The sequence below is a fragment of the Bradyrhizobium sp. S69 genome (assembly GCF_009766005.1).
Classification (GTDB): domain Bacteria; phylum Pseudomonadota; class Alphaproteobacteria; order Rhizobiales; family Xanthobacteraceae; genus Bradyrhizobium.
In genome coordinates this window covers 79,338-105,355 of the sequence record NZ_LMUK01000021.1, presented here as the reverse complement: position 1 = coordinate 105,355, position 26,018 = coordinate 79,338, and the positions used below count along the sequence as shown (strand labels likewise).

Annotated in this window: 25 protein-coding genes; 10 read left to right on the top strand and 15 right to left on the bottom strand. The window is 63.1% G+C overall.

Annotation, left to right across the window (positions count from 1 at the left end; all coding sequences use genetic code 11):
* Positions 1–219: 219 nt before the first annotated feature.
* Entirely contained in the window at positions 220–1,308 is a 1,089-nt protein-coding gene (locus GSQ88_RS07260) for a Zn-dependent alcohol dehydrogenase (protein WP_159006699.1), read from the bottom strand.
* Positions 1,309–1,352: 44 nt separating this feature from the next.
* Complete coding sequence (locus tag GSQ88_RS07255) at positions 1,353–3,134, bottom strand: acyl-CoA dehydrogenase family protein (RefSeq protein ID WP_159006698.1); 1,782 nt, start codon at positions 3,132–3,134, stop codon at positions 1,353–1,355.
* A 116-nt stretch (positions 3,135–3,250) separates the two neighbouring features.
* Between GSQ88_RS07255 and GSQ88_RS07250 the strand changes: the two genes are divergently transcribed.
* Positions 3,251–3,952: an SDR family NAD(P)-dependent oxidoreductase gene (locus tag GSQ88_RS07250; RefSeq protein ID WP_159006697.1), complete on the top strand. Its 702-nt coding sequence runs from the start codon at positions 3,251–3,253 to the stop codon at positions 3,950–3,952.
* A 140-nt stretch (positions 3,953–4,092) separates the two neighbouring features.
* On the top strand, positions 4,093–4,923 hold the full coding sequence (locus tag GSQ88_RS07245; RefSeq protein WP_159006696.1) for an enoyl-CoA hydratase: 831 nt from the start codon (positions 4,093–4,095) through the stop codon (positions 4,921–4,923).
* 35 nt (positions 4,924–4,958) lie between these two features.
* Here GSQ88_RS07245 and GSQ88_RS07240 read toward each other — a convergent pair whose 3' ends face one another.
* Entirely contained in the window at positions 4,959–5,579 is a 621-nt protein-coding gene (locus GSQ88_RS07240; RefSeq protein WP_159006695.1) for a GNAT family N-acetyltransferase, read from the bottom strand.
* 106 nt (positions 5,580–5,685) lie between these two features.
* Positions 5,686–5,889, bottom strand: a complete 204-nt coding sequence (locus GSQ88_RS07235) for a DUF1127 domain-containing protein (protein ID WP_174247947.1) — start codon at positions 5,887–5,889, stop codon at positions 5,686–5,688.
* A gap of 115 nt (positions 5,890–6,004) precedes the next feature.
* Between GSQ88_RS07235 and GSQ88_RS07230 the strand changes: the two genes are divergently transcribed.
* The 5 genes from GSQ88_RS07230 to tcuB all read left to right on the top strand — a co-directional run bounded on the left by GSQ88_RS07230 (position 6,005) and on the right by tcuB (position 12,495).
* A complete protein-coding gene (locus tag GSQ88_RS07230) occupies positions 6,005–6,904 on the top strand; it encodes a transcriptional regulator GcvA (RefSeq protein WP_159006694.1) in 900 nt (299 codons plus the stop codon).
* 135 nt (positions 6,905–7,039) lie between these two features.
* Positions 7,040–8,416 (top strand): 2-hydroxycarboxylate transporter family protein, encoded by a 1,377-nt coding sequence (locus GSQ88_RS07225; protein ID WP_502706704.1) that lies wholly within the window; start codon positions 7,040–7,042, stop codon positions 8,414–8,416.
* 193 nt (positions 8,417–8,609) lie between these two features.
* The gene (locus GSQ88_RS07220; RefSeq protein WP_159006693.1) at positions 8,610–9,914 is read left to right on the top strand and encodes an MFS transporter; all 1,305 of its coding nucleotides are present in this window, start codon (positions 8,610–8,612) and stop codon (positions 9,912–9,914) included.
* Positions 9,915–9,989: 75 nt separating this feature from the next.
* Positions 9,990–11,390, top strand: coding sequence for an FAD-dependent tricarballylate dehydrogenase TcuA (gene tcuA, locus GSQ88_RS07215; protein WP_159006692.1), 1,401 nt, complete (start codon positions 9,990–9,992; stop codon positions 11,388–11,390).
* The gene (tcuB, locus tag GSQ88_RS07210; RefSeq protein WP_159006691.1) at positions 11,377–12,495 is read left to right on the top strand and encodes a tricarballylate utilization 4Fe-4S protein TcuB; all 1,119 of its coding nucleotides are present in this window, start codon (positions 11,377–11,379) and stop codon (positions 12,493–12,495) included. Before tcuA ends, tcuB begins: the two co-directional genes overlap by 14 nt.
* Positions 12,496–12,670: 175 nt before the next feature.
* On the opposite strand, the gene GSQ88_RS07205 is transcribed toward tcuB, so the two are convergent.
* The 3 genes from GSQ88_RS07205 to GSQ88_RS07195 all read right to left on the bottom strand — a co-directional run bounded on the left by GSQ88_RS07205 (position 12,671) and on the right by GSQ88_RS07195 (position 15,356).
* Positions 12,671–13,084 carry a Rieske (2Fe-2S) protein gene (locus tag GSQ88_RS07205; RefSeq protein WP_159006690.1) on the bottom strand — a complete coding sequence of 138 codons (414 nt, stop codon included), beginning with the start codon at positions 13,082–13,084 and terminating at the stop codon, positions 12,671–12,673.
* Positions 13,085–13,090: 6 nt separating this feature from the next.
* Positions 13,091–14,194 carry an amidohydrolase family protein gene (locus GSQ88_RS07200; protein WP_159006689.1) on the bottom strand — a complete coding sequence of 368 codons (1,104 nt, stop codon included), beginning with the start codon at positions 14,192–14,194 and terminating at the stop codon, positions 13,091–13,093.
* 88 nt (positions 14,195–14,282) lie between these two features.
* Positions 14,283–15,356 (bottom strand): amidohydrolase family protein, encoded by a 1,074-nt coding sequence (locus GSQ88_RS07195; protein WP_159006688.1) that lies wholly within the window; start codon positions 15,354–15,356, stop codon positions 14,283–14,285.
* A 167-nt stretch (positions 15,357–15,523) separates the two neighbouring features.
* Between GSQ88_RS07195 and GSQ88_RS07190 the strand changes: the two genes are divergently transcribed.
* The gene (locus tag GSQ88_RS07190; protein ID WP_159006687.1) at positions 15,524–16,006 is read left to right on the top strand and encodes a CinA family protein; all 483 of its coding nucleotides are present in this window, start codon (positions 15,524–15,526) and stop codon (positions 16,004–16,006) included.
* A gap of 750 nt (positions 16,007–16,756) precedes the next feature.
* On the opposite strand, the gene GSQ88_RS07185 is transcribed toward GSQ88_RS07190, so the two are convergent.
* Together GSQ88_RS07185 and GSQ88_RS07180 are read right to left on the bottom strand one after the other, a co-directional pair.
* Positions 16,757–18,067, bottom strand: coding sequence for an HlyD family type I secretion periplasmic adaptor subunit (locus GSQ88_RS07185; RefSeq protein WP_159006686.1), 1,311 nt, complete (start codon positions 18,065–18,067; stop codon positions 16,757–16,759).
* Positions 18,064–19,809, bottom strand: coding sequence for a type I secretion system permease/ATPase (locus GSQ88_RS07180; RefSeq protein ID WP_159006685.1), 1,746 nt, complete (start codon positions 19,807–19,809; stop codon positions 18,064–18,066). Before GSQ88_RS07180 ends, GSQ88_RS07185 begins: the two co-directional genes overlap by 4 nt.
* Before the next feature lie 207 nt (positions 19,810–20,016).
* Between GSQ88_RS07180 and GSQ88_RS07175 the strand changes: the two genes are divergently transcribed.
* Positions 20,017–20,433: a DUF1236 domain-containing protein gene (locus tag GSQ88_RS07175; RefSeq protein ID WP_159006684.1), complete on the top strand. Its 417-nt coding sequence runs from the start codon at positions 20,017–20,019 to the stop codon at positions 20,431–20,433.
* A gap of 81 nt (positions 20,434–20,514) precedes the next feature.
* Here GSQ88_RS07175 and GSQ88_RS07170 read toward each other — a convergent pair whose 3' ends face one another.
* The gene (locus GSQ88_RS07170; protein WP_159006683.1) at positions 20,515–20,778 is read right to left on the bottom strand and encodes a GlsB/YeaQ/YmgE family stress response membrane protein; all 264 of its coding nucleotides are present in this window, start codon (positions 20,776–20,778) and stop codon (positions 20,515–20,517) included.
* 133 nt (positions 20,779–20,911) lie between these two features.
* On the opposite strand from GSQ88_RS07170, the gene GSQ88_RS07165 reads away from it, so the two are divergent.
* On the top strand, positions 20,912–21,217 hold the full coding sequence (locus GSQ88_RS07165; RefSeq protein ID WP_159006682.1) for a hypothetical protein: 306 nt from the start codon (positions 20,912–20,914) through the stop codon (positions 21,215–21,217).
* Positions 21,218–21,462: 245 nt separating this feature from the next.
* On the opposite strand, the gene GSQ88_RS07160 is transcribed toward GSQ88_RS07165, so the two are convergent.
* The 5 genes from GSQ88_RS07160 to GSQ88_RS07140 are packed head-to-tail and all read right to left on the bottom strand — an operon-like array spanning position 21,463 to position 26,008.
* Positions 21,463–22,449 (bottom strand): ABC transporter ATP-binding protein, encoded by a 987-nt coding sequence (locus GSQ88_RS07160; RefSeq protein ID WP_159006681.1) that lies wholly within the window; start codon positions 22,447–22,449, stop codon positions 21,463–21,465.
* Positions 22,446–23,858, bottom strand: a complete 1,413-nt coding sequence (locus GSQ88_RS07155) for an amidase (protein WP_159006680.1) — start codon at positions 23,856–23,858, stop codon at positions 22,446–22,448. Before GSQ88_RS07155 ends, GSQ88_RS07160 begins: the two co-directional genes overlap by 4 nt.
* Positions 23,855–24,052 carry a hypothetical protein gene (locus GSQ88_RS07150; RefSeq protein ID WP_159006679.1) on the bottom strand — a complete coding sequence of 66 codons (198 nt, stop codon included), beginning with the start codon at positions 24,050–24,052 and terminating at the stop codon, positions 23,855–23,857. The genes GSQ88_RS07155 and GSQ88_RS07150 overlap by 4 nt, the downstream gene beginning before the upstream one ends.
* On the bottom strand, positions 24,049–25,116 hold the full coding sequence (locus tag GSQ88_RS07145) for an ABC transporter ATP-binding protein (protein ID WP_174247946.1): 1,068 nt from the start codon (positions 25,114–25,116) through the stop codon (positions 24,049–24,051). The genes GSQ88_RS07150 and GSQ88_RS07145 overlap by 4 nt, the downstream gene beginning before the upstream one ends.
* 4 nt (positions 25,117–25,120) lie before the next feature.
* Positions 25,121–26,008: an ABC transporter permease gene (locus GSQ88_RS07140; protein WP_159006678.1), complete on the bottom strand. Its 888-nt coding sequence runs from the start codon at positions 26,006–26,008 to the stop codon at positions 25,121–25,123.
* Positions 26,009–26,018 lie beyond the last annotated feature (10 nt).

Below are 26,018 nucleotides of genomic sequence, written 5' to 3'. Positions count from 1 at the left end.
ATAATCTGGCTCACGGACGGCTCCCTTGTCTGAGATCTCAACAACCTCATTCTGGCACAACTGATGCCGTAGGGGGCCGTCCACACCATCACGCCGCGTCCTCTCATTTGAGCAAAGTGGCGGAGGCGTTCTCTAAACATCAACGCCAGGGTTATGGGTCCCGGCGTTCGCCGGGACGACGCAGATTTTGTTCGTCCGCCCCGACAGCCCGTTCAAGCCTCACGCATCGAACATGATCACGCTGCGCACGGTCTTGCCGGCCTTCATGTTGGCAAAACCTTCGTTGATCTCGGACAGCTTCAATTTGGCCGAGATCCAGTCCTCCAGATGCAGCTTGCCGCGCATGTAGAACTCGATCAGGCGGGGCATGTCGACGCGGAAATGGTTCGATCCCATCGACGAGCCCTGGATCCTGCGCTCGCGCAGGAAGTCAAAGCCGTGCAGTTCGATCTTCTGACCGAACGGGATCATGCCGACAATGGTCGCGGTGCCGCCGGCCGCCAGCATCGCGAAGGCCTGCTCCGCGGTTTCCTTGCGGCCGAGCACCTCGAACGAATGATGCACGCCGCCATTGGTGAGATCGCGCACCTGCTTCACCACGTCGCCATTGCTGGGATCGACGATGTCGGTCGCGCCTAATTTGGTGGCGAGTTGCAGCTTGGCCGGGTTGGTATCGATCGCGATGATGCGGGCCGCGCCCGCAATCTCGGCGCCATTGATCGCGGCCATGCCGACGCCGCCGCAGCCGATCACCGCCACGGTTTCACCGGCCCTGACGCCGGCCGTGTTCACCACCGCGCCGTAGCCGGTGATGACGCCGCAACCGATCAAGGCCGCCAGTTCCAACGGCATGTCCTTGCGGATTTTGACGATCGCATTTTCGTGCACCAGCATCTGCTCGGCGAACGACGACAGGTTGAGAAACTGGTTGAGTTTTTCGGAGCGCGCCCACGACAACCGGTTGGATTGGCCGGGCAGCATCTTCACGGTGGTATCGGTGCACAGTACGGTGCGGCCGGTGGTGCAGTTGTCGCAGGTGCCGCAAAACACCGACAGGCACGTCACGACGTGATCGCCGGGCTTCACATAGTGCACGTCGGAGCCGACCTTTTCGACGACGCCGGCGGATTCGTGACCGAGCACCGCGGGCAGCGGATGCGGATAAAGCCCTTCCATGAAGTGCAAATCAGAATGGCAGAGCCCGGCGACGCGGGTGCGGATCAGGACTTCGCGCGGACCGGGATTCGGCACGCTGACATCCTCGATCACCAGCGGCTTGTTGACTTCATGCAGGACGGCGGCCTTCATCGGGGTCTCCCTAAATGTCTGCTTTTTTTTGCGTGGGCCGCAGCCTACGCCGTCGAAAGCAATTCGCCAACCTCGGCCATGCCGACGTCGCGATCGCCAAGCAGATGGGCCGTGATCGCGCGCTGGGTATTATTTTCCGTGAGCCGGAATGGATCGCCTGTCGCCACGCGATGATCGACCACCATGCGCGACAACAACAGCCGCTTGGCGTCGCCGCGCATTTGGTGAATACGTCCGCCCTCCCAGGCAAGCTGCACGGCACTGGCGACATGATACAGCAGGCTGGTGGCGCGCCGCGCCTCGGCCTCATTGTCGGCGCGGCTTGCGACCTCGCGGGCAAAGCCGATGGCGCGGTCGGACAGACCACGCAGCCGGTCGCGCCAGGCCTGCGGCACATTGGCGCTGTCGTCGAGGCGGGCATGCAGGTCCGCAGCGAGTGCTGCATCCGCGCCGTGCCGGCCGACCGCGCGTTGCAGCGTATCGATCGCCACGATATTGCCGGTGCCTTCCCAGATCGAGCCGAGATGGGCATCGCGCAACAGCCGCGCGGTGGCGAATTCCTCGATATAGCCGATGCCGCCGCGCATCTCCAAGGCATCGCCGCAAACCTTGCGCGCATCGCGGGTGGCGCGGAATTTCAATGTCGGCGTCAGGATGCGCAACAACGCCGCGGCATCCTGGCTGCCGGCCTCGGCACGGTCGAGCGCGTCGGCGGTCATGAAACTCATCGACAGCGCCTGTTCGGTGGCAAGCATGATCTTCATCAATTGGCGCCGCGCCAGCGGCAGATCGATGATGCGCTGGCCGAACACCACACGATTTTTCGCCACCGTCATCGCGTCGTGATGCGCCCGGCGCATCAGCGCGGTGGATTTGACGCCGTTGGAAAGCCGCGATGAATTGACCATCTCGGCCATCTGCACGAAGCCGCGATCGAGCTTGCCGACCGCGTACGCGATCGCGCCCTCCAGCTTGATCTCGCCCGAGGCCATCGAGCGGGTGCCCAATTTGTCTTTCAGACGAACGATCCGGTAATGGTTTTGCGAACCGTCCTCGAGCCGCCGCGGCATCAGGAACAGGCCGACGCCACGCGTGCCCGGCCCCGCGCCCTCCGGCCGCGCCAGCAGCATCACCACTTCGGCGTCGGCATTGGAACAAAACCACTTCTCGCCGGTGAGCCGCCAGTAATCGCCATCCTGCACCGCGGTCGACGTCAGCGTGCCGACGTCGGAGCCGCCCTCTTTCTCGGTCATGAACTGGCCACCCTGGGTCAGCCTGTTCATGTCGGTCTGGGTCAGGCCGTCGAGATAACGGGCCTTCAATTCCTCGCTACCGAAATTGTTGAGCAGCTTGGCGCACCCATCGGTGACGTTGATCGGACAACCCAGGCCGAACTCGGCCTGGTTGAACAAAAACGTAAAGGCGTGCTTTGCGACGACAGGATATTTATCCGGCCAGCCCAGGATGCCCTTGCGCACCGACATCGCGTGAATGCCGAATTCGCCGAACGCGGCCTTCTCCAACTCGCGATAGGCCGGGTGATATTCGATGGTCTGGGAATCGCCGCCAAAACGGTCGCGCTGATGCAGCACCGGCGGGTGACGGTCAGCCAATCGCGCGCATTCGTCGAGATGGCCGCCGGCAAGGCCACCGAGGCGATCGAGATGCGGCTCGATATGGCGAAACAGCGCATCCGGCAGATGCAGGCGAAGCAGATCCGTCAGCGCTGGATCGGCGCGATAGAAGTTCATCCCCGTGGTGTCAGGCGCGAGCAATCCCGACTTATTGACAGGTTCGGTGGCGCGGTTGTGCTTGAGTGGCTGCATGATTAGCTCTTGTTCGTTTCCTCGTTGCCTGACTATCGCATATCGGGTGCCGGGGTGTCGCCCTGCCCACGCAGGGCACGACTGCTATTTTCGTCACCCAATCGAGGAAGACGCGCATGGAAATACCCAAATACAAGACCGCCCTCATCGTCGGCGCCGGCGAGGGCCTTAGCGCCTCGCTGGCGCGGCTGTTGGCCCGCCAAGGCATCAAGGTCGCACTGGCCGCGCGCCAGATCGAGAAGCTCGGCGCGCTCTGCACCGAGACCGGTGCCCGCGCCTTTGCCTGCAACGCCACCAACGCCGACGAGGTCGAGCGGCTGTTCGGCCTGGTCGAGCGCGAGATCGGAGCGCCGGACGTGGTGGTCTATAACGCCAGCGGGCGGGCACGCGGCGCATTCGCCGATCTCGTCCCGGCGGAGGTCGCTGACGCCATTGCCGTATCGGCCTTCGGCGGCTTCCTGGTGGCGCATCAGGCGGTAAAGCGGATGTTGCCCAACAAACACGGCGCCATCCTGCTCACCGGCGCGTCGGCCAGCGTCAAGGGCTATCCGCAATCGGCCGCGTTCGCGATGGGCAAGTTCGCGCTGCGCGGCATGGCGCAGAGCATGGCGCGCGAGTTGTCGCCGCAGGGCATTCACGTCGCGCATTTCGTCATCGACGGCGGGATTCGCAGCGCGGTTCGGACCGAGCCCGCCGACAGACCGGACTCGATGCTCGATCCCGACGCGATTGCGTTGAGCTACTGGAACGTGCTGCAACAGCCGCGCAGCGCCTGGACCTGGGAACTGGAGGTACGGCCGTGGGTGGAGAAGTTTTAAGGGGCAAAGCCCTTACAGCCCATCCATCAGCCGTCATTGCGAGGAGCGAAGCGACGAAGCAATCCAGCCCTTCCTTGCGGCCCTGGATTGCTTCGCTGCGCTCGCAATGACGAAACAAATACATTTGGGGGAGACAAACAATGACCACCGAAACCAAGATCGACACCGGCACCGATGAACTGCTGTGCGTGATCCGCGACCGCGTCGCCGTCATCACGCTGAACCGGCCGGAAGTCCGCAACGCGATGTCGGACAATCTCACGCCGGCCTTGCGCGGCATGATCAAGGCCTGCGGTGAAAACCCTGACGTCGGCGTGCTGCTGTTGACCGGGGCCGGCAGCGCGTTCTGCGCGGGTGGCAACGTCAAGGGCATGGGCGCCCATCGCGACAAGAAGAAACTGGAAATGTCCTATGACGAGAAGGTCGCCGATTTGCAGGAGCGGCAGCGCCTTTTGACTGGCGCGCTGATTTCGGTGCGCAAGCCGACCATTGCAGCACTTCCGGGCGCCGCGGTCGGCGCGGGCCTGGCACTGGCGATGGCCTGCGATATCCGCATCGCGGCGCAATCGGCCTTCATTTCCACCGGCTATCTGCGGGTCGGCCTCAGCGGCGACTACGGCATCGCATGGCTGTTGACGCGGCTGGTCGGGACCTCGCGGGCGCGCGAATTGATGTTCACCGCCGACAAGGTCGACGCGGCGAGATGCGAGGCCATCGGCCTCGTCAACCGCGTGGTGCCGGACGACAAGCTTCAGGCAGAGGCCTTTGCGCTGGCAAAGTCGATGGCCGAAGGCCCGACGCTCGCGCTGCGCTACATGAAGGACAATCTCGACGAAGCGCTGCTGTTCGATTTTTCGACCGCGAGGGATCACGAGGCTGAACGCCTGGTTCGCCTCACCACGACCGCCGATCACCGTGAGGCGGTGCAGGCCTTTATCGACAAGCGCAGGCCGGTATTCACCGGGAGGTAGCGCGATGGCGGCACTGAGGCCAAACGCTCAGGGCCTCAGTGCGCCGCGACAGCGCTCAGAGCAGCGTTCGCCGCTGCGATCCGCCAGCTGGCGCAAGGGATGTCCCGCGCCGCAATGTTGATGCGCTTTTCAAAACGCACCAGCTTCCAGTCGTCGGGGTTTGTTACAAAGGCGTAGCCCGACTTGCGGGCCAGCCCCTGCATCGCGTCGTTGGAGCGCAAGGTATCGCCGAACAGCCGCTCGGCGCCGAACGCCGCAGCACGGCATTCCAGATTCCGCAGCAGTGCCGCACCGATGCCCTGGCCCTGCCAGCGGTCGTCGATCGACAGGCCGAACTCCAGGCTTTCGGGTTCGGCATGAAACGCGTAGCGGGCCTCACCGACCAATGTTTCAAATCCATCGACCTTGATCGTTGCGACGACGCTGAATTCATCGCGCTCGCCGACATGGATGAAATGATCGAGCACGTTGTGCGGCAATTCGCTCATCGCGCCGAGAAAACGGTTGTAGCGGGAGCGGCTTGAGAGCGAGCGGAAATAATTTTGCAGTTCCTCGGCGTCGCGCGGCTCGACGAAACGCACCGTGACTACCCTTCCGTCGCGCGCACGCAGAACGTCCGAATATTGCTTTAAATCATCGAGCCGCAGAGCAGTCATGACACGTCCCTTCAGCCTCGAAAGAATCGCAGCCTCGAAAGAATCGGAACCCTGAAAAGAATTGGCCGGCGTCCCTCCTGAGAGGCGACGCCGGCCAGGCTGCATTTCATGCCCGCCAAAACGGCTTTTCAGTCTCGTGAATGACGTCGCTGCGCGAAACCCCGACATCATGCAGGTCGCGGTCGGTCCACTGAGCCAATTCCCGGCGCTGGCGCAGCCGCTCGCCCCAGACGTGGATGGTTTCCTCGACCTGGCTCCAAAACCCAGAACCATGATGATTTATCATCGGTTGATGCGAATAAATGGACATTTTTATCTCCTGAATCTAAGCTGTTGCCGCGAATGTGTGCCCGATTGGGGCCTTCCACAAACGACACTTTGTTCCACTTCAGATGAGATAAATTCATGTGTGGACCGGCCCTGAGATGACCGCCAGGCTGCCCTCGCTCAATGGATTGCGGGCCTTTGAAGCGGCCGCCCGGCACCTCAGCTTTACCAACGCGGCGACCGAGCTCAATGTCACGCAAACCGCGATCAGCCACCAGATCCGGCGGCTCGAGCAGGAACTGGGGATCCGGTTGTTCGTCCGGCAGAACCGTTCGCTGGTGCTGACGCCGGAAGCCAGGGATTACCTGCCGGGTGTTCGTGCCGCGTTCAACGATTTGCGGCTCGCGACCGACCGCTTGCTGCGCAAGGACAACGACCATGTGCTGACGATCTCGACGCTGGCCTCGATGGCGGCGAAATGGCTGCTGCCACGGCTTTCCGCCTTTCAGGAAGCCCATCCCGGGATCGATGTCCGCATCACCACCTCAAGCGCCCTGGTCGATTTCAAGGGCGGCGACGTCGATGCCGCGATCCGCTATGGCCGCGGGCGCTGGCCCGGGCTGCGCGCCGACTGGCTAACCGCCGATGAACTGTTTCCGGTGTGCAGCCCGGCGCTGCTCGGCGGCAACCGGCCGCTAAAGTGCCCGGAAGATCTGGCCCACTACACACTGCTGCACTCGAGCGGCAGCTATGACGACGACTGGCGGTTGTGGCTCACCGCCGCCGGGCTGCCGATCAACATCTCCGAGCAACCCGGGCTGACCTTCGACTTGATCCTGATGACGGTGCAGGCCGCGATCGACGGCATCGGGGTTGCGATGGGCCGGACCTCCTACGTTGAAGCCGACATCGCCAAGGGTCGCCTCGTGGTTCCCTTCAAAATCACGCTGCCGACGGACGCAGGCTTCTATCTGGTCTCACCCGAGGCGCGCGCCGATCCGCCAAAGCTGGCGGCCTTCCGGCAATGGCTCGGCGCATCGGCGCAGAACAAGCCCTGAGCGACCTCGCACTGCGGTATCCGATTTGACCGGTGTTTTCCGGTTGGTCGCGCCGCGCCGGCATGGCAGATTGAAGAAAACACAGTCGGCTGGCGAGAGACCTTCCGTACCGGCCACGTCCAGGGAGGACCGAAATTGCCAAACGCCAAGGGCATCGCGCCCGTTTTGCCGGGCGAGACTTTGCAGAACAACACGTCTTTGCAAGACAACACGACGGCATTCTGGCCCAAGGTCTGGTGGTCGATCGTCGATTACAAGATCGGCATCATTCCGCTGCCGATCTTCCTGATCCTGTTCGCGGTGATTGCCGGATTCGCGCTCACCGGAAAGGTGCCGTCCGACATCCTGATGTCGATCGTGCTGCTCTCGATGGGCGGCTTTACCTGCGCCGAATTGGGCAAGCGCATTCCGATCATCCGCAACATCGGAGCGGCCGCGATATTCGCCACCTTCATCCCGTCTTATCTCGCATTCCATCAATTTCTGCCCGCCTCCATTCTGGATTCGGTCAGAGAATTCACCAAGGATTCGAATTTTCTGTATCTGTTCATTGCCTGCATCATCGTCGGCAGCATCCTGGGGATGGACCGGGCCGTCCTGATCAAGGGCTTCCTCAAGATATTCATCCCACTGGCCGCGGGCTCGGTCGCCGGCGCCATCGTCGGAACGCTGGTCGGCGTCCTGCTCGGTCTTGGCGCCTACCACACGTTCTTCTTTGTCGTGGTCCCAATCATGGCCGGAGGCATCGGCGAGGGGGCGATCCCACTCTCGATCGGCTATGCGCAAATCCTTCACCAGCCGCAAGGCGATCTGTTCGCGCAAGTCTTGCCCCCGGTGATGCTCGGCAGCCTGACCGCGATCCTGCTGGCGGGCACGCTCAATTATGTCGGCAAGAAGTATCCGCATCTCACCGGCGAAGGGCGCCTGCAACCGGGCGAGAACGAAGAGCTTGAAGGTGAGGAGGAAGCAGCCGAGGCGCGCGTCGACACGGCGACCATCGGCGCAGCCGTCGTTACCGCGGTCACGCTGTATCTGATCGGCGCGCTGGCGCAGCGGCTGCTCGACTTTCCCGCGCCGGTGGTGATGCTGATGATCGCGGTGGCCCTGAAGCTGACGCGGGCGGTTTCGCCATCGCTCCAGGTCGGGGCCTTTCACGTCTACAAATTCTTTTCGACCGCGGTGACCTATCCGCTGCTGTTTGCGATCGGCGTTGCAATGACGCCGTGGGACAAGCTGGTGGCGGCTTTCACGTTGACGTACGTCATCACCATCGTCTCGGTCGTGGTGACGATCATGACCACGGCTTTTTTCGTCGGCGGCTGGCTGAAGATGTACCCGATCGATACCGCGATCGTCACCGCCTGCCACAGTGGGCAGGGCGGCACCGGCGACGTCGCCATCCTCACCGCGGCCAACCGGATGCAACTGATGCCGTTCGCGCAAATCGCAACCCGCATCGGTGGCGCGCTCACCGTGACCGTGGTGCTGATCGTGTTGACCCAGATCGGCTGATGCGCAAGGCCCACGGCGAGCCTTGGCGCCGGGCTACCGTCCAACCGGTGGGATCCCGTAGTATCCGATTTATCTAGTGTTTTCCGGTTGGTCGCGCCGCGCGGACGTGGCAGATTGACCCTCCAAAAAGCAGCCGGCGGCGGGCGAGAAGCCTTTCCGCACCGGCCATTTCGAACACGGGGGAGAATTCGCTTTGCAACCATCGACATCCCAGCCGCCGGCGATCAAGTCGCGCCTTGGCGCCATTCTGCGCGCCACCAGCGGCAATTTCCTCGAGCAGTTCGATTTTTTCCTGTTCGGCTTTTATGCCAGCGCGATCGCCAAGGCGTTCTTCCCGGCCCAGAATGACACGGCAGCCCTGCTGAACACCTTCGGCGTATTCTGGCTCGGCGCGTTGATGCGCCCGGTCGGCGCGATCGTACTCGGCGCCTATATCGACCGGATCGGCCGCCGCAAGGGATTGATCGTCACACTCGCGATCATGGCCGCCGGCACCGTCGTCATCACGTTCTGCCCGACCTACGCCACCATCGGCATCGCCGCGCCGATCATCGTGCTGGCGGGCCGGTTGTTGCAGGGATTCTCCGCAGGCGTCGAACTCGGCGGCGTGTCGGTCTACCTGTCCGAAATCGCGACCCCCGGCAATCGGGGCTTCTATACCTCGTTGCAGTCGGCAAGCCAGCAGGTCGCGATCGTCGTCGCCGCCATTATCGGCTTCGCACTCAGCGAAATGATGCCGGCCGATACGGTCGCGGCATGGGGCTGGCGCATTCCGTTCTTTATCGGTTGCCTGATCATTCCCGTCATCTTCGTGCTGCGCCGAACGCTGGAGGAAACGCCGGCGTTCCTGGCGATGAAGACGCACCCGACCACATCGGAGGTATTCTCCTCGGCAGCGGTGAACTGGCGCATCATCGCGCTCGGTATGATGCTGACGGCGATGACCACCGTGACGTTCTATTTCGTCACCGTCTATACCCCGACCTTCGGCAAGAACGTGCTGAAGCTCTCCGGCCAGGACGCCCTTCTCGTGACCATGCTGGTTGGCATCGCCAACTTCATCTGGAATCCGGTCGGAGGCGCGCTATCCGACCGGGTCGGCCGCAAGCCGGTGCTGCTGGCGATCTCGGGCCTGTCTTTCTTGACCGCCTATCCCGCGCTGCTCTGGCTGACGGCTGCCCCGACCTTCGGCAAATTGCTGTCGGTTGAGATGATGTTCTCGCTCTATTTCGGCGTTTACAGCGGCGCCATGCTGGGCGCGCTGGTGGAAGTCGTGCCGGCGCATGTCCGCACCACCTGCTTCTCGCTGGCCTTCGCGCTGGCGGCGGCCCTGTTCGGCACCTTCACGCCGTTCGCATCTACGATCTTGATCGACCGGACCGGCGACAAGGCATCCCCCGGCTTCTGGCTGATGTGTGCCGCGGCCAGTGGTTTTATTGCAGCGCTTGCGATTTATCGCGGCAGCGCCGTCGAAGCCCGCGAGGCCGTCACCGCATAGGCCTCTGTGCGTCACGCGTGCAGCAATCGGCTGCGGCCGATTGCTTCTTCGATGCAAAGAAGACAATAAGAACACATGGTTGACCTCGCCCAGAAGTTCGATGTGCTGGTGATCGGCGGCGGCAATGCCGCGTTATGCGCCGCGATCAGCGCGCGGCGATCCGGGGCATCGGTGCTGGTGCTGGAAGGCGCGCCGAAATTCTATCGCGGCGGCAACACCCGCCATACCCGCAACATGCGCTGCGCCCACGACGCCGCAACCGAAATCCTCACCGGGCCCTACACCGAGCAGGAATTCTGGGACGATCTGTTGCGCGTGACCGGCGGCCAGACCGACGAGGAACTGGCCAGACACATGATCCGGGAGTCCAAGGACATCCTGGGCTGGGTGGTCGAACAGGGCGTGCGCTGGCAGCCTTCGCTCGGCGGCACGCTCAGTCTCGGGCGCACCAATTCGTTCTTCCTCGGCGGCGGCCGGGCGATGCTCAACGCGCTATATCTCACCGCCGAGCAGATCGGCATCGCGATCGCCTACGATGCCGAAGTGACCGACCTCAGAATCGAAGACGGCATGTTCCTGTCGGCAACGCTGAAGCAGCCGATCGGCGGCGCCACCGAAATCCGCGCCGCGACCCTGGTCGCCGCGGCCGGCGGGTTCGAAGCCAACATCGAATGGCTGAAGCAATATTGGGGCGAGGCCGCCGACAATTTCCTGATCCGCGGCACGCCCTATAATCGCGGCTCGATCCTGAAGACGTTGCTCGCCAAGGGCGTGCAGGAAGTCGGCGATCCCACCCAATGTCACGCGGTCGCGATCGACGCGCGCGCGCCGAAATTCGACGGCGGCATCATCACGCGCCATGATTCCGTGGTGTTCGGCATTGTCGTCAACAAGCACGCGCAACGCTTCTATGACGAGGGCGAGGACATCTGGCCCAAGCGCTATGCGATCTGGGGCCGCCTGGTCGCGGCCCAGCCCGACCAGATCGCCTACATCATTTTTGATTCGACTGTGCTGAACAGCTTCATGCCGACGCTGTTTCCGCCGATCAAGGCGGATTCCATTGCCGAGTTGGCCGGCAAGTTCGAGCTTGATGCAGCCGTTTTGGAAAAGACCGTCACGGAATTCAATGCCGCGGTGCGACCTGGCACCTTCGACCACACCATTCTCGACGACTGCCGCACCGAAGGGCTGACGCCGCCGAAGACCCATTGGGCGCGGAAGATCGAGACGCCGCCTTATTACGCCTATCCGGTGCGGCCCGGCATCACCTTCACCTATCTCGGCACCCGCGTGAACAAGCAGGCCCGCATGGTAATGAAGGACGGCAAGCCTTCGGCGAACATGTTCGCGGCCGGCGAGATCATGGCCGGCAATGTGCTCGGCAAGGGCTATGCCGCCGGCATCGGAATGACCATCGGCAGCGTATTCGGACGAATCGCGGGACGGGAAGCGGCGCAAAATGCACGGAACTAGAATTCTCGAGGAAGCCGACCGGCTGATGACGGTCTGCAATTCCTGCCGCTATTGCGAAGGTCTCTGCGCGGTATTTCCGGCGATGGAAATGCGCCGCTCGTTTTCCGACGGCGATCTCAATTACCTCGCCAACCTCTGCCATAGCTGCGGCGCCTGCTACACCGACTGCCAGTTCTCGCCGCCGCATGAATACAACGTCAACGTTCCCCAAAATTTGGCGATCGCGCGCGCCGAATCCTATGCCGCTTATGCCTGGCCGCGCGCCTTCTCCGGACTGTTCGCGCGCAATGGACTGGCGATCAGCGTGATCGCGGCGTTGAGCGTGGCGGCCTTTATCTTCGGCTTTGCCGCGTTCAATGATCATCAGGTGCTCTACGGCATCCACACCGGGCCGGGCGCGTTCTATCGACTGATGCCGCACAATGCGATGGCGTTGCTGTTCGGCGCAGCCTTGCTCTACGCGATCATCGCACTCACCATGGGCGTCCGCGCCTTTTGGCGCGATATCGGCGAACCGGTCGGCGGACGCGTCGATGCTGGCTCGTTGTTCCAGGCGATGCGCGATGCCGGCGAGTTGCGCTATCTCGACGGCGGCGGCGTCGGTTGCTTCAACGAAGACGATCACCCGACCGACCGGCGTAAGATCTATCATCATCTGACCTTCTACGGTTTTGGGCTGTGCTTCGCCGCGACCGTGGTCGGAACGCTGTATCATTATCTGCTGGCACGAGAGGCGCCCTACGCCTGGTGGGATTTACCGGTGGTGCTTGGCACGCTCGGCGGCATCGGTCTCTTGATCGGGCCGGTCGGCTTGCTGACGGAGAAATGGAAGCGCGATCCGGTGCTGGTCGATCAGGCGCGCATGGGCATGGATGTCGCCTTCATCGCGATGCTGTTCCTGACCGCGCTCACCGGCATCGCCTTGTTGTTGCTCCGCGACAGCGCGGCGATGGGACCGCTATTGGCGTTGCATCTCGGCGTGGTGTTCGCGCTGTTCGTCACCATGCCCTATGGAAAATTCGTCCACGGCATCTACCGCTACGTCGCGTTGGTACGCTATGCGCGGGAACGGCAGATGATGGCGCATGGGGCGGCAGCCAAGTAGTTGACGTCATCCCCGGGATGAACGCAATTGCGTTCACCCGTGAGGTGCGAGCCTCGAAGAATGGCCGCAGGCACGATGCTGAACACCATCCTTCGAGACGCGGCGAAGACGCCGCTCCTCAGGATGACGTCGGGAGATAGCTTCACACGCTCTCGGGATGACGGCGCCGATAACTTCACAAATCCACCACCACGTAATCGCTTTCCACCGACACCGAGAGCGTCTCGGCGACATACGGGCCCTTCACGACGCTGGAGCCCGGTTCGACATGCGCGGGGTAGGCTTTGACGCGAAAGCGCTTGGGGTCGCAGTAGGACTGGCCGGTGCGGATGTCGAATTCCCAGCCGTGCCAGGGGCAGCGGATGATCTCGCCGAGCTTGGTGTATTCGATCTCGCCGGGATCGGAGGATTGTGCCAACCCGATCAGCGGCCCCTCGCACAACGCCGCACCCTGGTGCGGGCAGCGGTTCATCAGGCCGAAGAATTCGCCCTTGATGTTGAAGACCGCGATCGGCCGCTCATCGATGGTGAGGAATTTGCGTGTGCCCGGCGGTAGATCAGCCACCGGCGCGATGACATGACGGGCCATTTCAGTTCACGTCACCCCGTACAACTTGCGCGCATTGCCGAGATAGAACGCCTCGCGGTTGGCGTCGCTGACGCCCGGCGGCAGCACCCGCGACGGCTCGTCATAATCCCAGTGCGGGTAGTCGGTGGCGAACAATAATTTATCCCAGCCGACCCAATCGATCACGTCGAACAGATGATCGCGCCGCTCTGGATCCTCCATCGGCTGCGTGGTCCAGAAAATGTGATCGCGGATATATTCCGATGGCGGCCGCTTGACGTGCGGCACCTCGCTGCGCATCCGCTCCCAGCTCTTGTCGAGCCGCCACGACAGCGACGGCGCCCAGCCGAAGCCGGCTTCGATCATCACCATCTTGAGCGTCGGGTGGCGCTCGAACACGCCCTCCAGCACGAGGCTCGCCAATGCGGTCTGCTGGCACTGCGAATGGCCGACCATTTCCTCGATGTAGTAGCTCGGCCAGCCCGACGCCGTGATCGGATTGCCGCCGAAGCCGAAGGCATGGATGCCGATCGGAAGCCCCGCTTCCGCCGCGGCCTGATAGATCGGCCAATAGCGGCGCTGGCCCAACGGCTCGACGTTACGGCTCAGCAACAGCACCTGGACGAAATTCTTGTCGCCGGCGCGCTTGCGGATTTCGGCAGCCGCCGCCGGACCATCCTCGTTGGCTACCACCACCGAACCCTTGAGCCGGCTGTCCTTGCTGGTCCATTCCGCGATCTGCCAATCGTTGACCGCGGTCGCCAGTGCCGCGCTGAGATCCTGGTTGCGGATGCCTTGCCCGGTCTGCAGCGGGCACAATACGCCGAGCGCCACATTGTTCGGATCGAGGTGCTGCTGCTGCATGAACGACAGCGACGAGCCCTGTTGGCCGCCTTCCGGCGGATAGGCATCGCGGCGCGACGCATTGGGCTGCGCTTTCGGATAGGGCGGCCCTTCCATCATGCCCTGATAGGGATGCTTGCCATAGGTCTCGAGATGCTCGTGCCAGCGCTTTGCCATGTAAGGATAAAGATCCTTCAGGCTTTTGCGCGCCGGATGGATGTCGCAATCGGCGATCGCGGTCTTGACGGAGGTGCTCGGTGCAGAGCCGGGACGAAACTGGACGTTCATCGCGTGGTCTCCTTTTCTAGAGGCATGATCTTATCCGAAAACCGGATTCCACCCATCGGGTCGTGGCCCGAGGGCATGCTTTTCGGGATCATGCCGCTACCGATTGCTTCAGGCGCGGATAGGTCGCGTGCGGATTGTCGATCATGATCTTGCGCACGAGATCGGGTGAGATTCCTTCGGGCAGCGCCAAATCGCCGTCGAATTGCCAGTGCGGATAGTCGGTGGAAAATAATAGCAATTCGTCCGACTGCATATGGTCAAACAGCCGATTTAATGTTGCGGGGTCCGGCGGCGCGTCGACCGGCTGCAGCGAAAAGCGGATGTTGCTACGCACAATTTCCAGCGGCGCGCGATCCAGCCACGGCGTTTCCATCCGGGTGCCGCGCCAGAACTTGTGCAGCCGCCACAGATAAGACGGCAGCCAGGTGAAGCCGGATTCCAGCATCACCATTTTCAAGGCGGGATGCCGGGCGAACACGCCTTCGACGATCAGGCTTGTCATCTGGGTCTGGAACGCCTGCGCCTGGGCGACGTAATCCTCGATGTGATAGGAGCCCCAGCCAACTGAAGTCGGCGGGTTGTGATAGTTGCTGCCGGCGTGAATCCCGATCGGCAATCCCAGCCGCTCGGCCGCCGCATAGATCGGCCAGTAGGCGCGCTTGCCGAGCGGCATGTCGCCCATCACCAGCATCAGTACCTGAACGAAGCGCTTGTCCTGCGCGCAGCGTTCGATCTCCACCACCGACTTCTCGATGCTCTGCACCGGGATCACGATCGAGCCGCGCAGCCGTGCATCCTTGTCGAGCCATTCCTTGACCAGCCAGTCGTTCAAGGCGCGGCAGAACGCGTCCGCCATGTCCTCGCTGAACACCATCTGCACCCCGTATAAGGGATTGCAGATCGCGTAACTCACACCGAACGGATCCAGCGCCTGGGCCTGCATGTCCAGGAGGTTGGACCCCGGCTTGCCTTTGGATGGCCGCCAGTCCGGCCGCGAGGTGATGGGCGAATTCGCCGGATAGGATTGCGACACCAGATCGACCATGCCCCGGGTCGTGACCTGGTCGCGCCAGTAATCGCTAAGATAGGGCAACAGGCTGGTCAGATGAGGAACGGCCGGATGCAGATCGCAATCCACGCCTCCCGCGATTGGTGACGTCATGTTGTTTCCTCACAGGCGGCCCTGCCCACAGCAGTCACGGGCCGATCCCTCGATTGTTGGCGGTATTCAAGCAGGCCTGCCCGCCGGTCGCAACTTGCGTAATCGGTGTTCTCGTGTGTTAGGACAACATGGACCAGGGCACAGGAAACCTGAGGGAAGGAAAATCCATGAAGGAACTCGTCGCGATCGCCGAGAAAATAGCCGTGAAGTTGATCGAACGGCGCCAGACCATCGCGGTCGCGGAATCTTCCACCGGCGGCCTGATTTCGGCTTCCCTGCTCGCGGTGCCGGGCGCCTCGGCGTATTTCCTCGGCGGCGCGGTGGTCTATACCCGCGATGCGCGGCGGATCCTGATGGACATCCCGGACGATGCGATGAAAGGGATACGCTCGGCATCGGAGCCCTACGCCAAACTGCTGGCGAGCCAGATGCGCCAGCGCTTTGCCACCGATTGGGGATTGTCGGAGACCGGCGCGACCGGACCGACCGGCAACCGCTACGGCGACGCCGCCGGCCATAGCTGCATCGGCATCGCCGGCGCGGAGGCATCGGCGATGACGCTGGAGACAGGCAAGAGCGACCGGTTCGACAACATGCATGTGTTTGCGAGCACGGCGCTGAATTTCCTGTTGCAGAATTTGTCGCGATAGCGGCAGTCTCTCGTCGTCCCCGCGCAGGCGGGGACCCATAACCCCTGGCGTTGATGGAAGCGCGAGGCGCCTGCCACACTGCCGAAAACGAGACGACACGGCGTATGGGTCTCGGCGCGAGGCCGGGACGACGTAGACGGATAATCGGCATCCGATCAAACGCACACACCTCCACGTTCTCGCGACGCACTGCGCCCGAGGTTTGCAAATTCGTTTGCCCTCAAAAAGAGAAGAGGGCGCAGGGAAGACCGGGTGCGCGCTGCACCCGCGATCTCGTGTGCAAAGGTAGCAAACAAAAACGCACACGAGCATACAGGTTCAGCGGAAGCAGTCCGGCCTTCCCTGCGCAATGGTTTTACAGCTTATATCGTGCTCTCCCCGGCGAGACCTTGGCTTGTTTGTCACCGTCACTCCCAGGAAGCGCGAGCTTCCCAGGAATTTGACACCGGCCATTGGGGCGTCAGGACCACACGACTTTGCCGTCCGCATCAGCCACGCTCGTCAGTCGCAGCTTTCGCGTCCACCGCTCCCCGCCCCAACGTCAGTGACGATGGCCAACGCCCCCTCTCTCGGGACGGGATGGCAAGAAATAAGCATCTGATTTGGGTCACGAGTCAAGAACAATTTCGGAAAATCAGAAATGTCGAGCGCGGATGAACTAAATCGCGTTCATACCGGGGATGACGTCCGAGATGGCTTCACAGCTCCTCAGGATGACGGCGAAGCGGCGGCTGCGCCGGGAAGGCGGCCTCATCGCTCGCGGAACGCGCGCATCAGTTGGTCGCGCAGCGGCTTGATCAGATAGGCCAGCATGGTGCGATCGCCGGTCTGCACGAAGGCTTCGACCGGCATCCCCGGGATCAGCTTGACCTCGCCGAGACGCGCGACCTCGGCCGGCGGCATCGAGACGCGGATGGTGTAATAGGACTGCCCGGTGCGCTGGTCGGTGGTGACGTCAGGCGAAACGCGGATCACGACGCCATTCAGTTCCGGCGTGGTGCGCTGGTTGAAGGCCGATAGCCGCAGCAAGGTCTTTTCGCCGATCTGCAATTTGTCGATGTCCTGCGGATTGACCTTGGCCTCGACCTGGAGATCGTCGGCCTGCGGAACGATCATCATGATGGCGTCGCCGGCCGTGATCACCCCACCGACGGTGTGGACCGTCGATTGCTCGACCATACCGTCCTGCGGGGCGCGGATGTCGACCCGCCGCAATTGGTCTTCGGCGGTCACCTTGCGTTCGACATATTCACCGATCTTGTCGTTGGCCTCGCGCAGATCCTTGGAGACGTCGCTGACCATGTCCTTGTCGACCTGGATGATCTGCAACTCGGTTTCGGTGATCTTGCCCTTGGCCTGTGCCATCGTGGCGACGTATTGCGCCCGCTCGCCGGCCATCCGGGCGGCGTCGCGCTCGAGCGTCGTCAAGCGCGTCAACTGCACGAGGTGCTGATCATAGAGCGAGCGAACGCCGACCAGTTCCTTTTCCACCAACGCGATCTCCTGGTCCTTGGCCTGCTCCTGCGCCTGCGTGCCGGAGATTTCCTCGTTCAATTGCTTGATGCGTTCACGCAACTGCGCCTTTTGTCCGATCCTGCCGGTGGTGCGAACCTCGAACAATTTGGCCTCGCTCGCCATCACGTTCTTGACGTCGGGATCATTGGTGCGATCGAGCAGCGAAGCCGGAAATACGATTTTGTCGAGACCCTGCTGCTCGGCCTGAAGCCGCGCGGCCCGCGCCAGCGTGCCGTCGAGATTCTTGGTGACGATCGCCAGATTGGCCTTGGTCACGGTATCGTCGAGCCGCACCACGACATCGCCGGCCTTGACCAGATCGCCGTCATGCGCGCGCACTTCGCCGACGACGCCACCGGTCGGATGCTGGACCTTCTTGACGCTGGATTCGACCACGATCGATCCCGGCGCGATCAGCGCGCCCGAGATTTCAGCCGTCGACGCCCAGCCGCCAAGGCCGCCGGCCAGCAGGACCACCACCGTCAGTCCGACGATCAAATGCAACCGGATCGAGGCTTGCGCGCCTGCGGGTTTGTCGCCGCTCATGATTTGGCAACCCCACCTTCGGAAACGATCTTGATCGGGCTTGGCGGCGCGACCCGCTGCAACACCTGGCCCAGCACCGTCTCCTTGGGGCCGAACGCCTGCATGCGGCCGTCCTTCAACACCAGCAATTGGTCGACCGCCTCGATCCCGACCGGCCGGTGCGCCACGACCACCACGATAGCGCCGCGCTCACGCGCGCCGCGGACGGCCCGGGTCAGCGCCTCATCGCCCTCGGTATCGAGATTGGAATTCGGCTCGTCGAGCACGATGAGAAACGGATCGCCGTACAGCGCCCGCGCCAGTGCCACGCGCTGCGCCTGGCCGGCCGACAGCGCGGTGCCCTGCTCGCCGATCTGGGTATCGTAGCCGTCGCGCATCTTGATGATGAGCTGATGCACGCCGGCTTCCTTGGCCGCAGCAATGATGCCGCCCGAATTGGCATCGGGATCGAAACGGCTGATGTTCTGCGCCACGGTGCCGGCAAACAGCTCGACATCCTGCGGCAGATAGCCGATGTGGCGTCCGAGCACATCGCCCGCCCACTGGTCGAGCGCCGCACCGTCCAATCTTACTTTGCCGCGGAACGGCTGCCACACCCCCACCAGCGCACGCGCCAGCGACGACTTGCCCGAGCCGCTGGGCCCGATAATCCCCAGGCCATGTCCGGCCTCGAGCGCAAAGCTGACGTCCTGGACGATGAGCTTCTGATCGCCCGGCGGCACGATGCTGACCGCCTCGACGGCGAGCCGGCTCGACGGCGGCTGCAACAGCATCTGCTCGGCGCGTGGCGGCAATTGCTCCAGCAACCGGTTGAGGCGATGCCAGCTCTGGCGCGCGGCAACAAAACTTTTCCAGTGCGCGATCGCGAGGTCGACCGGAGCCAGCGCCCGTGCGCTCAGGATCGAGCTCGCGATGATGACGCCCGCGGTGGCTTGCTGGTTGATCACCAGATAGGCGCCGACTGCGAGCACCGCCGATTGCAAGGTCATGCGCAGCACCTTGGCAATCGCGCCGAGACCTCCGGTGATGTCGCTGGCGCGCTGATTGCCCGCCAAATAGTTCTGGTTGGCGTCGATCCAGCGGCTGGTGAGGCGCCCGGACATTCCCATCGCCACCACCACCTCGGCATTGCGCCGGCTGCTGGTGGCAAGATCGTTGCGCCGCGCGGCAAGCCCGGTCGCTTCGCGTGCGGGCTGGCGCGACATGTATTCGGTGACGACGGTGAGGCTGACCAGGATGATGGCGCCGATCAGCGCGGTGAGCCCGATCAGGACGTGAAAGACAAAACAGATGGCCAGATAGAACGGCAGCCAGGGCAGATCGAAGAACGCCCCGGGCCCGGCGCCGGACAGGAACGAGCGTACGTTATCGAGATCGCGCAGCGGCTGCAGGCCCTCGTTGCGATTGCCGACGATCAGCGGCAACCGCACCATGGTGTCGAACACCCGGCGGTTGAGGGCTTCGTCGAGCGCGGTCCCGATACGCCCCAGGATTCGTCCGCGAATCAGATCCAGGATGCCCTGAAAGAAGTACATGCCGGCAGCCAGGATCGCCAAGCCGATCAGCGTTGGGACGCTTCGGCTCGGCAGCACGCGGTCATACACTTCCAGCATGAACAACGAGCCCGTCAGATAGAGCACGTTGATCATGCAGCTGATGACGCCGAGACCGATGAACGCCTTGCGGCAGGTGCGCAGCGCATCGCCGAGTTCGGAACGCCGGACTAACGGAGCGGCTGGCATCGGTCTGGTCTCTTCATGTGCGGTCTAAAGTCCTGATTTTACTGTAATTTCTAGCGATGACCCATTTAAGTCACGTTAAGATCAAGTCAGGTTCAAATGAAACGCCGATAGCCCCGAACCGTGCGGCATGGGCCCGCTGTTTGGCGGAACCTAATGGGCGCCAAAGCGCTTGTATCATCACCTTAACAGACATCTTTGGGAGTTCGAATGATCCGCCATCTTATCGGAATTACCGCCGTGGTTGCCACATTGGCGCTGCCCGCCATGGCACAGGCCCAGGGCGTCCCCGGCGGCGTCGAGCATGGCTCCCGGGAGGGCGAACGCGCCGCCGGACCGCTCGGCGCGGTGGTCGGTGGCGTTGTCGGCGGGGTGGTCGGCGGCGTCAGCGGCGTGCTTGGCATCGACCAGCGTCCGCGTTTCCGCAGCTATGTCGTCGAGCAGCGCCGCCCGTCCTATCAATATAGCGGCGACGCCGGTGTTGGCGTGGTTCTGCCGGAATCCGGGGTCACCTATTATGACGTGCCGCAGGAATATGGCGTGCACGATTATCGCTACACGGTCGTCAACGGCCGCACGGTCCTGGTCGACCCGCGCACCCGTCGGATCGTCGAAGTCGTCGAATAATCGCACTCGAAGACGTCTTGAAAATCAAATGGGGCCATCTTCGCGGATGGCCCCATTCTCAATCGGACGAAAGCCGCAGCGTCAGAAGCGGCCTCGAAGCAGCCGCACGATCAGCAACAGCAAGACCGCGCCGATCGCCGAATAGATGATCTCGGATACGATACCCGACCCAAGATGAATGCCGAGCCTCGGAAACAGCAGGCTGACGATGAACGCGCCGGCGATACCGACGATGATGTCGCCAATGATCCCAAAGCCGGTGCCGCGTACGATCTTTCCGGCAAGCCAGCCTGCAACCAGGCCAACGAATAAAATGACGACGATGCCTTCGTTGGATAATACCATAACCATTCCCCCTGTTGGTACGCGCGATGCCGCGCGCTGGCGAGAACCTAACCATAATTGGGTGACGTGACGACCCCATGTGGGGGGGGGTTGGTGGGGAGTTTTGCAGCCCGGCCGGCATTCTTTCCCGCCGATGAGGCGGTTCACCATCACCGACGAAACTTTCGGTCGCGGCCGGCGTTATGCTGCCATGACTCAAATCGATATCTGGTACGTCGCCTTCGGGCCGGACAAAACAGTAAAAACGGACGTTCGCGTCATGGGCAGCGTCCGATCGACCCGTACCTTCAAAACCGAAGTCGACGCCAAGCTGTTCGCGATGCAGATCCTCGCAAAAGGATGGTCGGCCAGCGCCGGCACGCTCAACCCGCATCAGCCCAAAAAGATTGTTGGCCCCTCCGAGGTGGAGCAATGGGCTGAACGAACCGCGGCGATATGATTAGGTAATCGTCACGTCGTCCGCGCGACCGCCGTGACACACCGGAACCGTCATCCTGAGGTGCGCGCCGTCTTCGGCGCGCCTCGAAGGATGTTGTTCAGCGCAGTACGTGCGGCCATCCTTCGAGGCTCGCCCAAGAGGCTCGCACCTCACGGGTGAACGCAATTGCGTTCATCCCGGGGATGACGTCCGAGATAGATTCACAGGCTAGAACGCAGGGACGACGCGCTTCAGCGGCAGGCGCTTTACGTCGCTGCAGCGACACTCTCGACGCGCTCCGCCAGGATGCATCTGGCGCTGCGGTCAGGCCCGAGCTTCACCTCAGGCGGCAACTGCTCGGTGCAGCGGGCTTCCGCGAAACCGCAGCGCGGCGCGAACGCACAATTGACCGGCGCCTTGTCGAGCGACGGCGGCGTCCCCGGAATGGTTTCGAGCCGCTGGCCTTTTTTCGCGCCGTGGACGGTCGAAGCCAGCAAGCCGCGCGGATAGGGATGGATCGCCGAACGCACGATCTGGCTCAGCGTACCCTGCTCGACGATCTGACCGGCATACATCACCGCGACCCGGTCGCAGATTTCGATCGCCACACCGATATCGTGGGTGACGAAGATGACGGACATCCCGAATTCGCGTTGCAGTTCGCGCAGCAGCAGCAATATCTGGATTTGCACCGTGGCATCCAGCGCCGTGGTCGGCTCGTCCGCGAGCAGGATCTTCGGCTTGCAGGCCAGCGCCAGCGCGATCATGGCGCGCTGCCGCATGCCGCCGGACATCTCATGCGGATAGGCATCGAGCCGGCGTTTGGCGGAGGGAATACGCACCACTTCCAGCATTTCCAGCGCGCGGGCCGTGGCATCACGCTGGCTCTTGCCTTCGTGACGCATCACGCTTTCGGCGATCTGCTGGCCGATGGTGTAAACCGGATCGAGCGCCAGCGCCGGCTCCTGGAAGATCATCGAAACGGTCTGGCCGCGAAACGCCGAGAGCTCCTCGTCATCGAGCGCCAGCACGTCACGGCCGAGCACCTCGACCTTCCCGGAGATTTGCGTCCGCTTCTTCGGCAACAGCCGCATCAGCGCCCGCAAGGTCACGCTCTTGCCCGACCCGGACTCGCCGAGCAGGCCGAGCACTTCGCCCTCGCCGAGCGACAGGCTGAGATCGTTGACGGCATGAACCGTGCGATCGCCGGTGAAGCGAATGTTGAGGTTGCGGATGTCGACGAGCTGGGTCATGCGAGTTTGGGCACCCTGGCATGGAAATCGGTCGCGCGCTGGAATGCGGCGCCAATCCGCAACAACGTCGCTTCATCGAAGGAGCGGCCGATCAACTGCATCCCGACCGGCAGACCGCTGCGGGTGAACCCGGAAGGGATCGAGAGCGAGGGAACGCCGAGATAATTCACCGGCCGGGTGAAACGCGTCAGCCGCTGGATCAACGCTTCGGCGCCGGGGCCGCCGCCGACGTCGCTCTCGGCGATGGTAGGGGCCGGGATCGGCGACACCGGCGCGATCACCGCGTCGATACCGGCCACGGCGGCATTGTGCGCCGACAGAGCCGGGCCACGCCAGCGCATCGCTTCGAGATAGGTGACCGCGGGCACCGCAAGCCCGTTCTCCAGACGCATCCGCACCTGCGCGCCGTAATCCTCCAGCCGCTCGATCATCCAGCGCTTGTGAAACGCGGCGGCTTCGACCGCGAGCACGAGCTGGCTCGCCGACGAAAGCTGGCGCTGATCGGGCAATTCGACCTTGACGATTTCGGCGCCCTCGCGCTTGAGCGTGGCAACCGTCTCGTCCAGCACCCGGGCCACTTCAGCGTCGAGATCATCGACATAGAACGCGGTGGGAACGCCGATGCGCAATCCCTTGAGCGAGCCTTTGGTGGCCGCGATGTAGTCCGGCACCGGAAGCGTCACGGCGGTGGGATCCTGGGGATCAGCGCCCGCCATCAGCCCCATCAGCAGCGCGCAATCTTCGGCGGATTGCGCCAGCGGCCCCACGGTGTCGAGCGACTGCGACAACGGCATCGCGCCGGCGCGGCTGACCCGGCCCACGGTGGTCTTCAACCCGGTCACGCCGCAGAAATGCGCGGGCATCCGCACCGAACCGCCGGTGTCCGAGCCCAGTGCTGCGAACGTCAGCCTGGCCGCCACCGCCGAACCAGACCCCGACGACGAGCCGCCGGTGATATGATCGACATTCCACGGATTATGCACCGGACCATAATGCGCGTTGTGCCCGGTCGGCCCATAGGCGAACTCGGCCATGTGCAATGTGCCGAGCCTGATCGTGCCGGCATCCTTGATGCGCTGCAGGGCGGTCGAGGTCGTCGTCGCGACGAAATCGCGCCGGATTTTCGAACCACAAGTTACGACCTTGCCGGCTTCGTAATACATGTCCTTGTGCGCCAACGGCACGCCATGCAGCACGCCCCTCGCGTTGCCTTTCGCAAGTGCGGCGTCGGCCTCATCGGCCGCCTTCAGCGCCTGCTCGGCTTCGAGCGCCATGAACGCATTGAGACGCGGCTGCCATTGCGCGATCCGGTGCAGGCAGGATCGCGTCACCTCGTGCGACGATACGGTTTTATCGGCGATCGCCTTGGCGACCGCGGTCAGCGACATCAAAGCCGGTTCGGTGCTCATTTCGAAACCTTTGCGGTCTGCGCCAGAACAAAGCTCGCGGGCTCCAGATCGAACGGCAGCGTGCCGGCTATCGCTGCAAAGCCGTCAAAGGACGGGCCGATCGAATTGCCGATACGTTCGGCGGTCTCGGCGGTCACGGGCAGGCCCGCGACCTCTGCGATCACCTTGATCTCTTTTGCACTGGGTCTTGTCATATAGCGTTTGCTCCTTGTGCCGGCGCGCGGCTATGCCCCGAACCGGGAATCGCCATGTAGCACGCCGCCTGATGACCCATTGTATCGAGTGCCGTCAGTTTTGGTGTGGCATTTGCGCAGAGCGGCTCCGCAAATGGACAACGGGTGTGAAACCTGCAACCCGACGGCGGGTCGATCGGATTGGGCGGATCGCCGGAGATCGGCGGCGTTTCGGTGCGGTGGTCGGGATCGGATGACGGCATCGCCGCCAGCAACGCCCGCGTATACGGATGCGCCGGCGCGTCCCACACCCGATCGACCGGGCCGAGCTCGACGACTTCGCCGAGATACATCACCAGCACCCGGTCCGAGATGTAGCGCACGACGTTGAGGTCGTGGCTGATGAACAAATACGTCAGCCCGAACTCGCGCTTGAGATCGACCAGCAAATTAAGCACCTGTGCCTCGACCGACTTGTCCAGCGCCGAGACCGCTTCATCAAGGATCACCAGGCGCGGCGACAACGCCAGCGCGCGGGCGATGTTGACGCGCTGACGCTGGCCGCCCGAGACCTCGTGCGGATAACGATTGGCAAAGACTTCCGGCCGCAGGCCGACCTTGCCGAGCAGTTCGCGCGCCAGCGCACGCGCCGGGGCATCCGCCATGCCGTGGACCTTGGGGCCGAAGGCGATCGACTGCTCGATGGTCAGGCGCGGATTGAGCGAGGCATAGCTATCCTGGAACACCATCTGCATGCCGCGGCGCAGCTCACGCAGCGACAATGCGCGCCCGACCGTCATGCCGTCATAGATGATGTCGCCGGAATCGCGCTGCATCAGGTGCATCAAGAGCCGCGCGGTGGTCGACTTGCCGCAGCCGGATTCACCGACGATTCCGACGGTCTCGCCCTTGGCGATGGAGAACGAGACGTCGTCGACCGCGCGCACCGTCTTGCGCGCGCTGAACAGATCGCCGCGCACCGGAAAGTGCTTGGTCAGCCCGTTGACCTGCAACAGCGGCTGCGCGGCGCCGCCGACATCCTCGATCGGCGGCAGCATATCGGTGGGTGCGTCGGGTTGGTTCATCGCATCAGTTCCGGATATCCATGGCGCTGCGCATGCCGTCGCTGAGCAGGTTGAAGCAGATCGATACCGCAAAGATCATGCCGCCGGGCAGCGCTGCGACCCATGGATTGACGTAGATCGCGGTGCGCAGCGTATTGAGCATCAGGCCCCATTCCGGCTCCGGTGGCTTGGTGCCGAGGCCGAGGAACGACAGGCCCGCCGCCAGGATCATCGACACCGAGATCAGCCCGGTGGCGTAGACGAAGATCGACCCCAGCACATTGCCGAGCATGTGCACGCGCATGATGGTGAAGGGTCCGGCGCCGGAGGCGCGAGCGGCTTCGACGAAATCCATGTTGCGTACGCCGGTGGTGACGCTTTCGGCAACGCGGGTGATCTGCGGCACAAAGACGATGGTCAGCGACACGATGGAATTGACGATGCCGGCGCCGAGCGCGCCCGAAATCGCGATCGCCAGCAGCACCGACGGAAACGCGTAGAACACGTCCACCGTGCGCATGATCGCGGTGTTGACCTTGCCGCCGACGTAACCTGCGACAAGGCCGAGCGAGGTCCCGATCAGGAAGCCCAGGATCACGGGAAGAATTCCGATCACCAGCGACAGCCGTCCGCCATAGATCAGGCGTGCCAGCATGTCGCGGCCAAGTTCGTCGGTGCCGAGCGGATAGCCCGGCGTACCGATATGACGAAGCCTGCGGATCATCGAGCCCTGATAGGGGTCCGCCAGTCCGAGCCAGGGCGCCAGCACGGCGGCGATAAAAATCGCGACCAGGATGAAAGCGCAGGCCATGCTGACCTTGTCGCGCCTGATTCGGCGACCGACGGTCGCCCAATAGCCACGCGCCTTGTCGGCGGGGGCGGCTTGCAATGCGGCGTCTGTGATCGCGCTCATGGATTGATCC

What these genes read in the sequence shown, in the direction of transcription:
- GSQ88_RS07260 (WP_159006699.1), bottom strand. Translation starts at nt 1,308, where the DNA reads ATGAAGGCCGCCGTCCTGCATGAAGTCAACAAGCCGCTGGTGATCGAG.
- GSQ88_RS07255 (WP_159006698.1), bottom strand. Translation starts at nt 3,134, where the DNA reads ATGCAGCCACTCAAGCACAACCGCGCCACCGAACCTGTCAATAAGTCG.
- GSQ88_RS07250 (WP_159006697.1), top strand. Translation starts at nt 3,251, where the DNA reads ATGGAAATACCCAAATACAAGACCGCCCTCATCGTCGGCGCCGGCGAG.
- GSQ88_RS07245 (WP_159006696.1), top strand. Translation starts at nt 4,093, where the DNA reads ATGACCACCGAAACCAAGATCGACACCGGCACCGATGAACTGCTGTGC.
- GSQ88_RS07240 (WP_159006695.1), bottom strand. Translation starts at nt 5,579, where the DNA reads ATGACTGCTCTGCGGCTCGATGATTTAAAGCAATATTCGGACGTTCTG.
- GSQ88_RS07235 (WP_174247947.1), bottom strand. Translation starts at nt 5,889, where the DNA reads ATGTCCATTTATTCGCATCAACCGATGATAAATCATCATGGTTCTGGG.
- GSQ88_RS07230 (WP_159006694.1), top strand. Translation starts at nt 6,005, where the DNA reads ATGACCGCCAGGCTGCCCTCGCTCAATGGATTGCGGGCCTTTGAAGCG.
- tcuA (WP_159006692.1), top strand. Translation starts at nt 9,990, where the DNA reads ATGGTTGACCTCGCCCAGAAGTTCGATGTGCTGGTGATCGGCGGCGGC.
- tcuB (WP_159006691.1), top strand. Translation starts at nt 11,377, where the DNA reads ATGCACGGAACTAGAATTCTCGAGGAAGCCGACCGGCTGATGACGGTC.
- GSQ88_RS07205 (WP_159006690.1), bottom strand. Translation starts at nt 13,084, where the DNA reads ATGGCCCGTCATGTCATCGCGCCGGTGGCTGATCTACCGCCGGGCACA.
- GSQ88_RS07200 (WP_159006689.1), bottom strand. Translation starts at nt 14,194, where the DNA reads ATGAACGTCCAGTTTCGTCCCGGCTCTGCACCGAGCACCTCCGTCAAG.
- GSQ88_RS07195 (WP_159006688.1), bottom strand. Translation starts at nt 15,356, where the DNA reads ATGACGTCACCAATCGCGGGAGGCGTGGATTGCGATCTGCATCCGGCC.
- GSQ88_RS07190 (WP_159006687.1), top strand. Translation starts at nt 15,524, where the DNA reads ATGAAGGAACTCGTCGCGATCGCCGAGAAAATAGCCGTGAAGTTGATC.
- GSQ88_RS07185 (WP_159006686.1), bottom strand. Translation starts at nt 18,067, where the DNA reads ATGAGCGGCGACAAACCCGCAGGCGCGCAAGCCTCGATCCGGTTGCAT.
- GSQ88_RS07180 (WP_159006685.1), bottom strand. Translation starts at nt 19,809, where the DNA reads ATGCCAGCCGCTCCGTTAGTCCGGCGTTCCGAACTCGGCGATGCGCTG.
- GSQ88_RS07175 (WP_159006684.1), top strand. Translation starts at nt 20,017, where the DNA reads ATGATCCGCCATCTTATCGGAATTACCGCCGTGGTTGCCACATTGGCG.
- GSQ88_RS07170 (WP_159006683.1), bottom strand. Translation starts at nt 20,778, where the DNA reads ATGGTATTATCCAACGAAGGCATCGTCGTCATTTTATTCGTTGGCCTG.
- GSQ88_RS07165 (WP_159006682.1), top strand. Translation starts at nt 20,912, where the DNA reads ATGAGGCGGTTCACCATCACCGACGAAACTTTCGGTCGCGGCCGGCGT.
- GSQ88_RS07160 (WP_159006681.1), bottom strand. Translation starts at nt 22,449, where the DNA reads ATGACCCAGCTCGTCGACATCCGCAACCTCAACATTCGCTTCACCGGC.
- GSQ88_RS07155 (WP_159006680.1), bottom strand. Translation starts at nt 23,858, where the DNA reads ATGAGCACCGAACCGGCTTTGATGTCGCTGACCGCGGTCGCCAAGGCG.
- GSQ88_RS07150 (WP_159006679.1), bottom strand. Translation starts at nt 24,052, where the DNA reads ATGACAAGACCCAGTGCAAAAGAGATCAAGGTGATCGCAGAGGTCGCG.
- GSQ88_RS07145 (WP_174247946.1), bottom strand. Translation starts at nt 25,116, where the DNA reads ATGAACCAACCCGACGCACCCACCGATATGCTGCCGCCGATCGAGGAT.
- GSQ88_RS07140 (WP_159006678.1), bottom strand. Translation starts at nt 26,008, where the DNA reads ATGAGCGCGATCACAGACGCCGCATTGCAAGCCGCCCCCGCCGACAAG.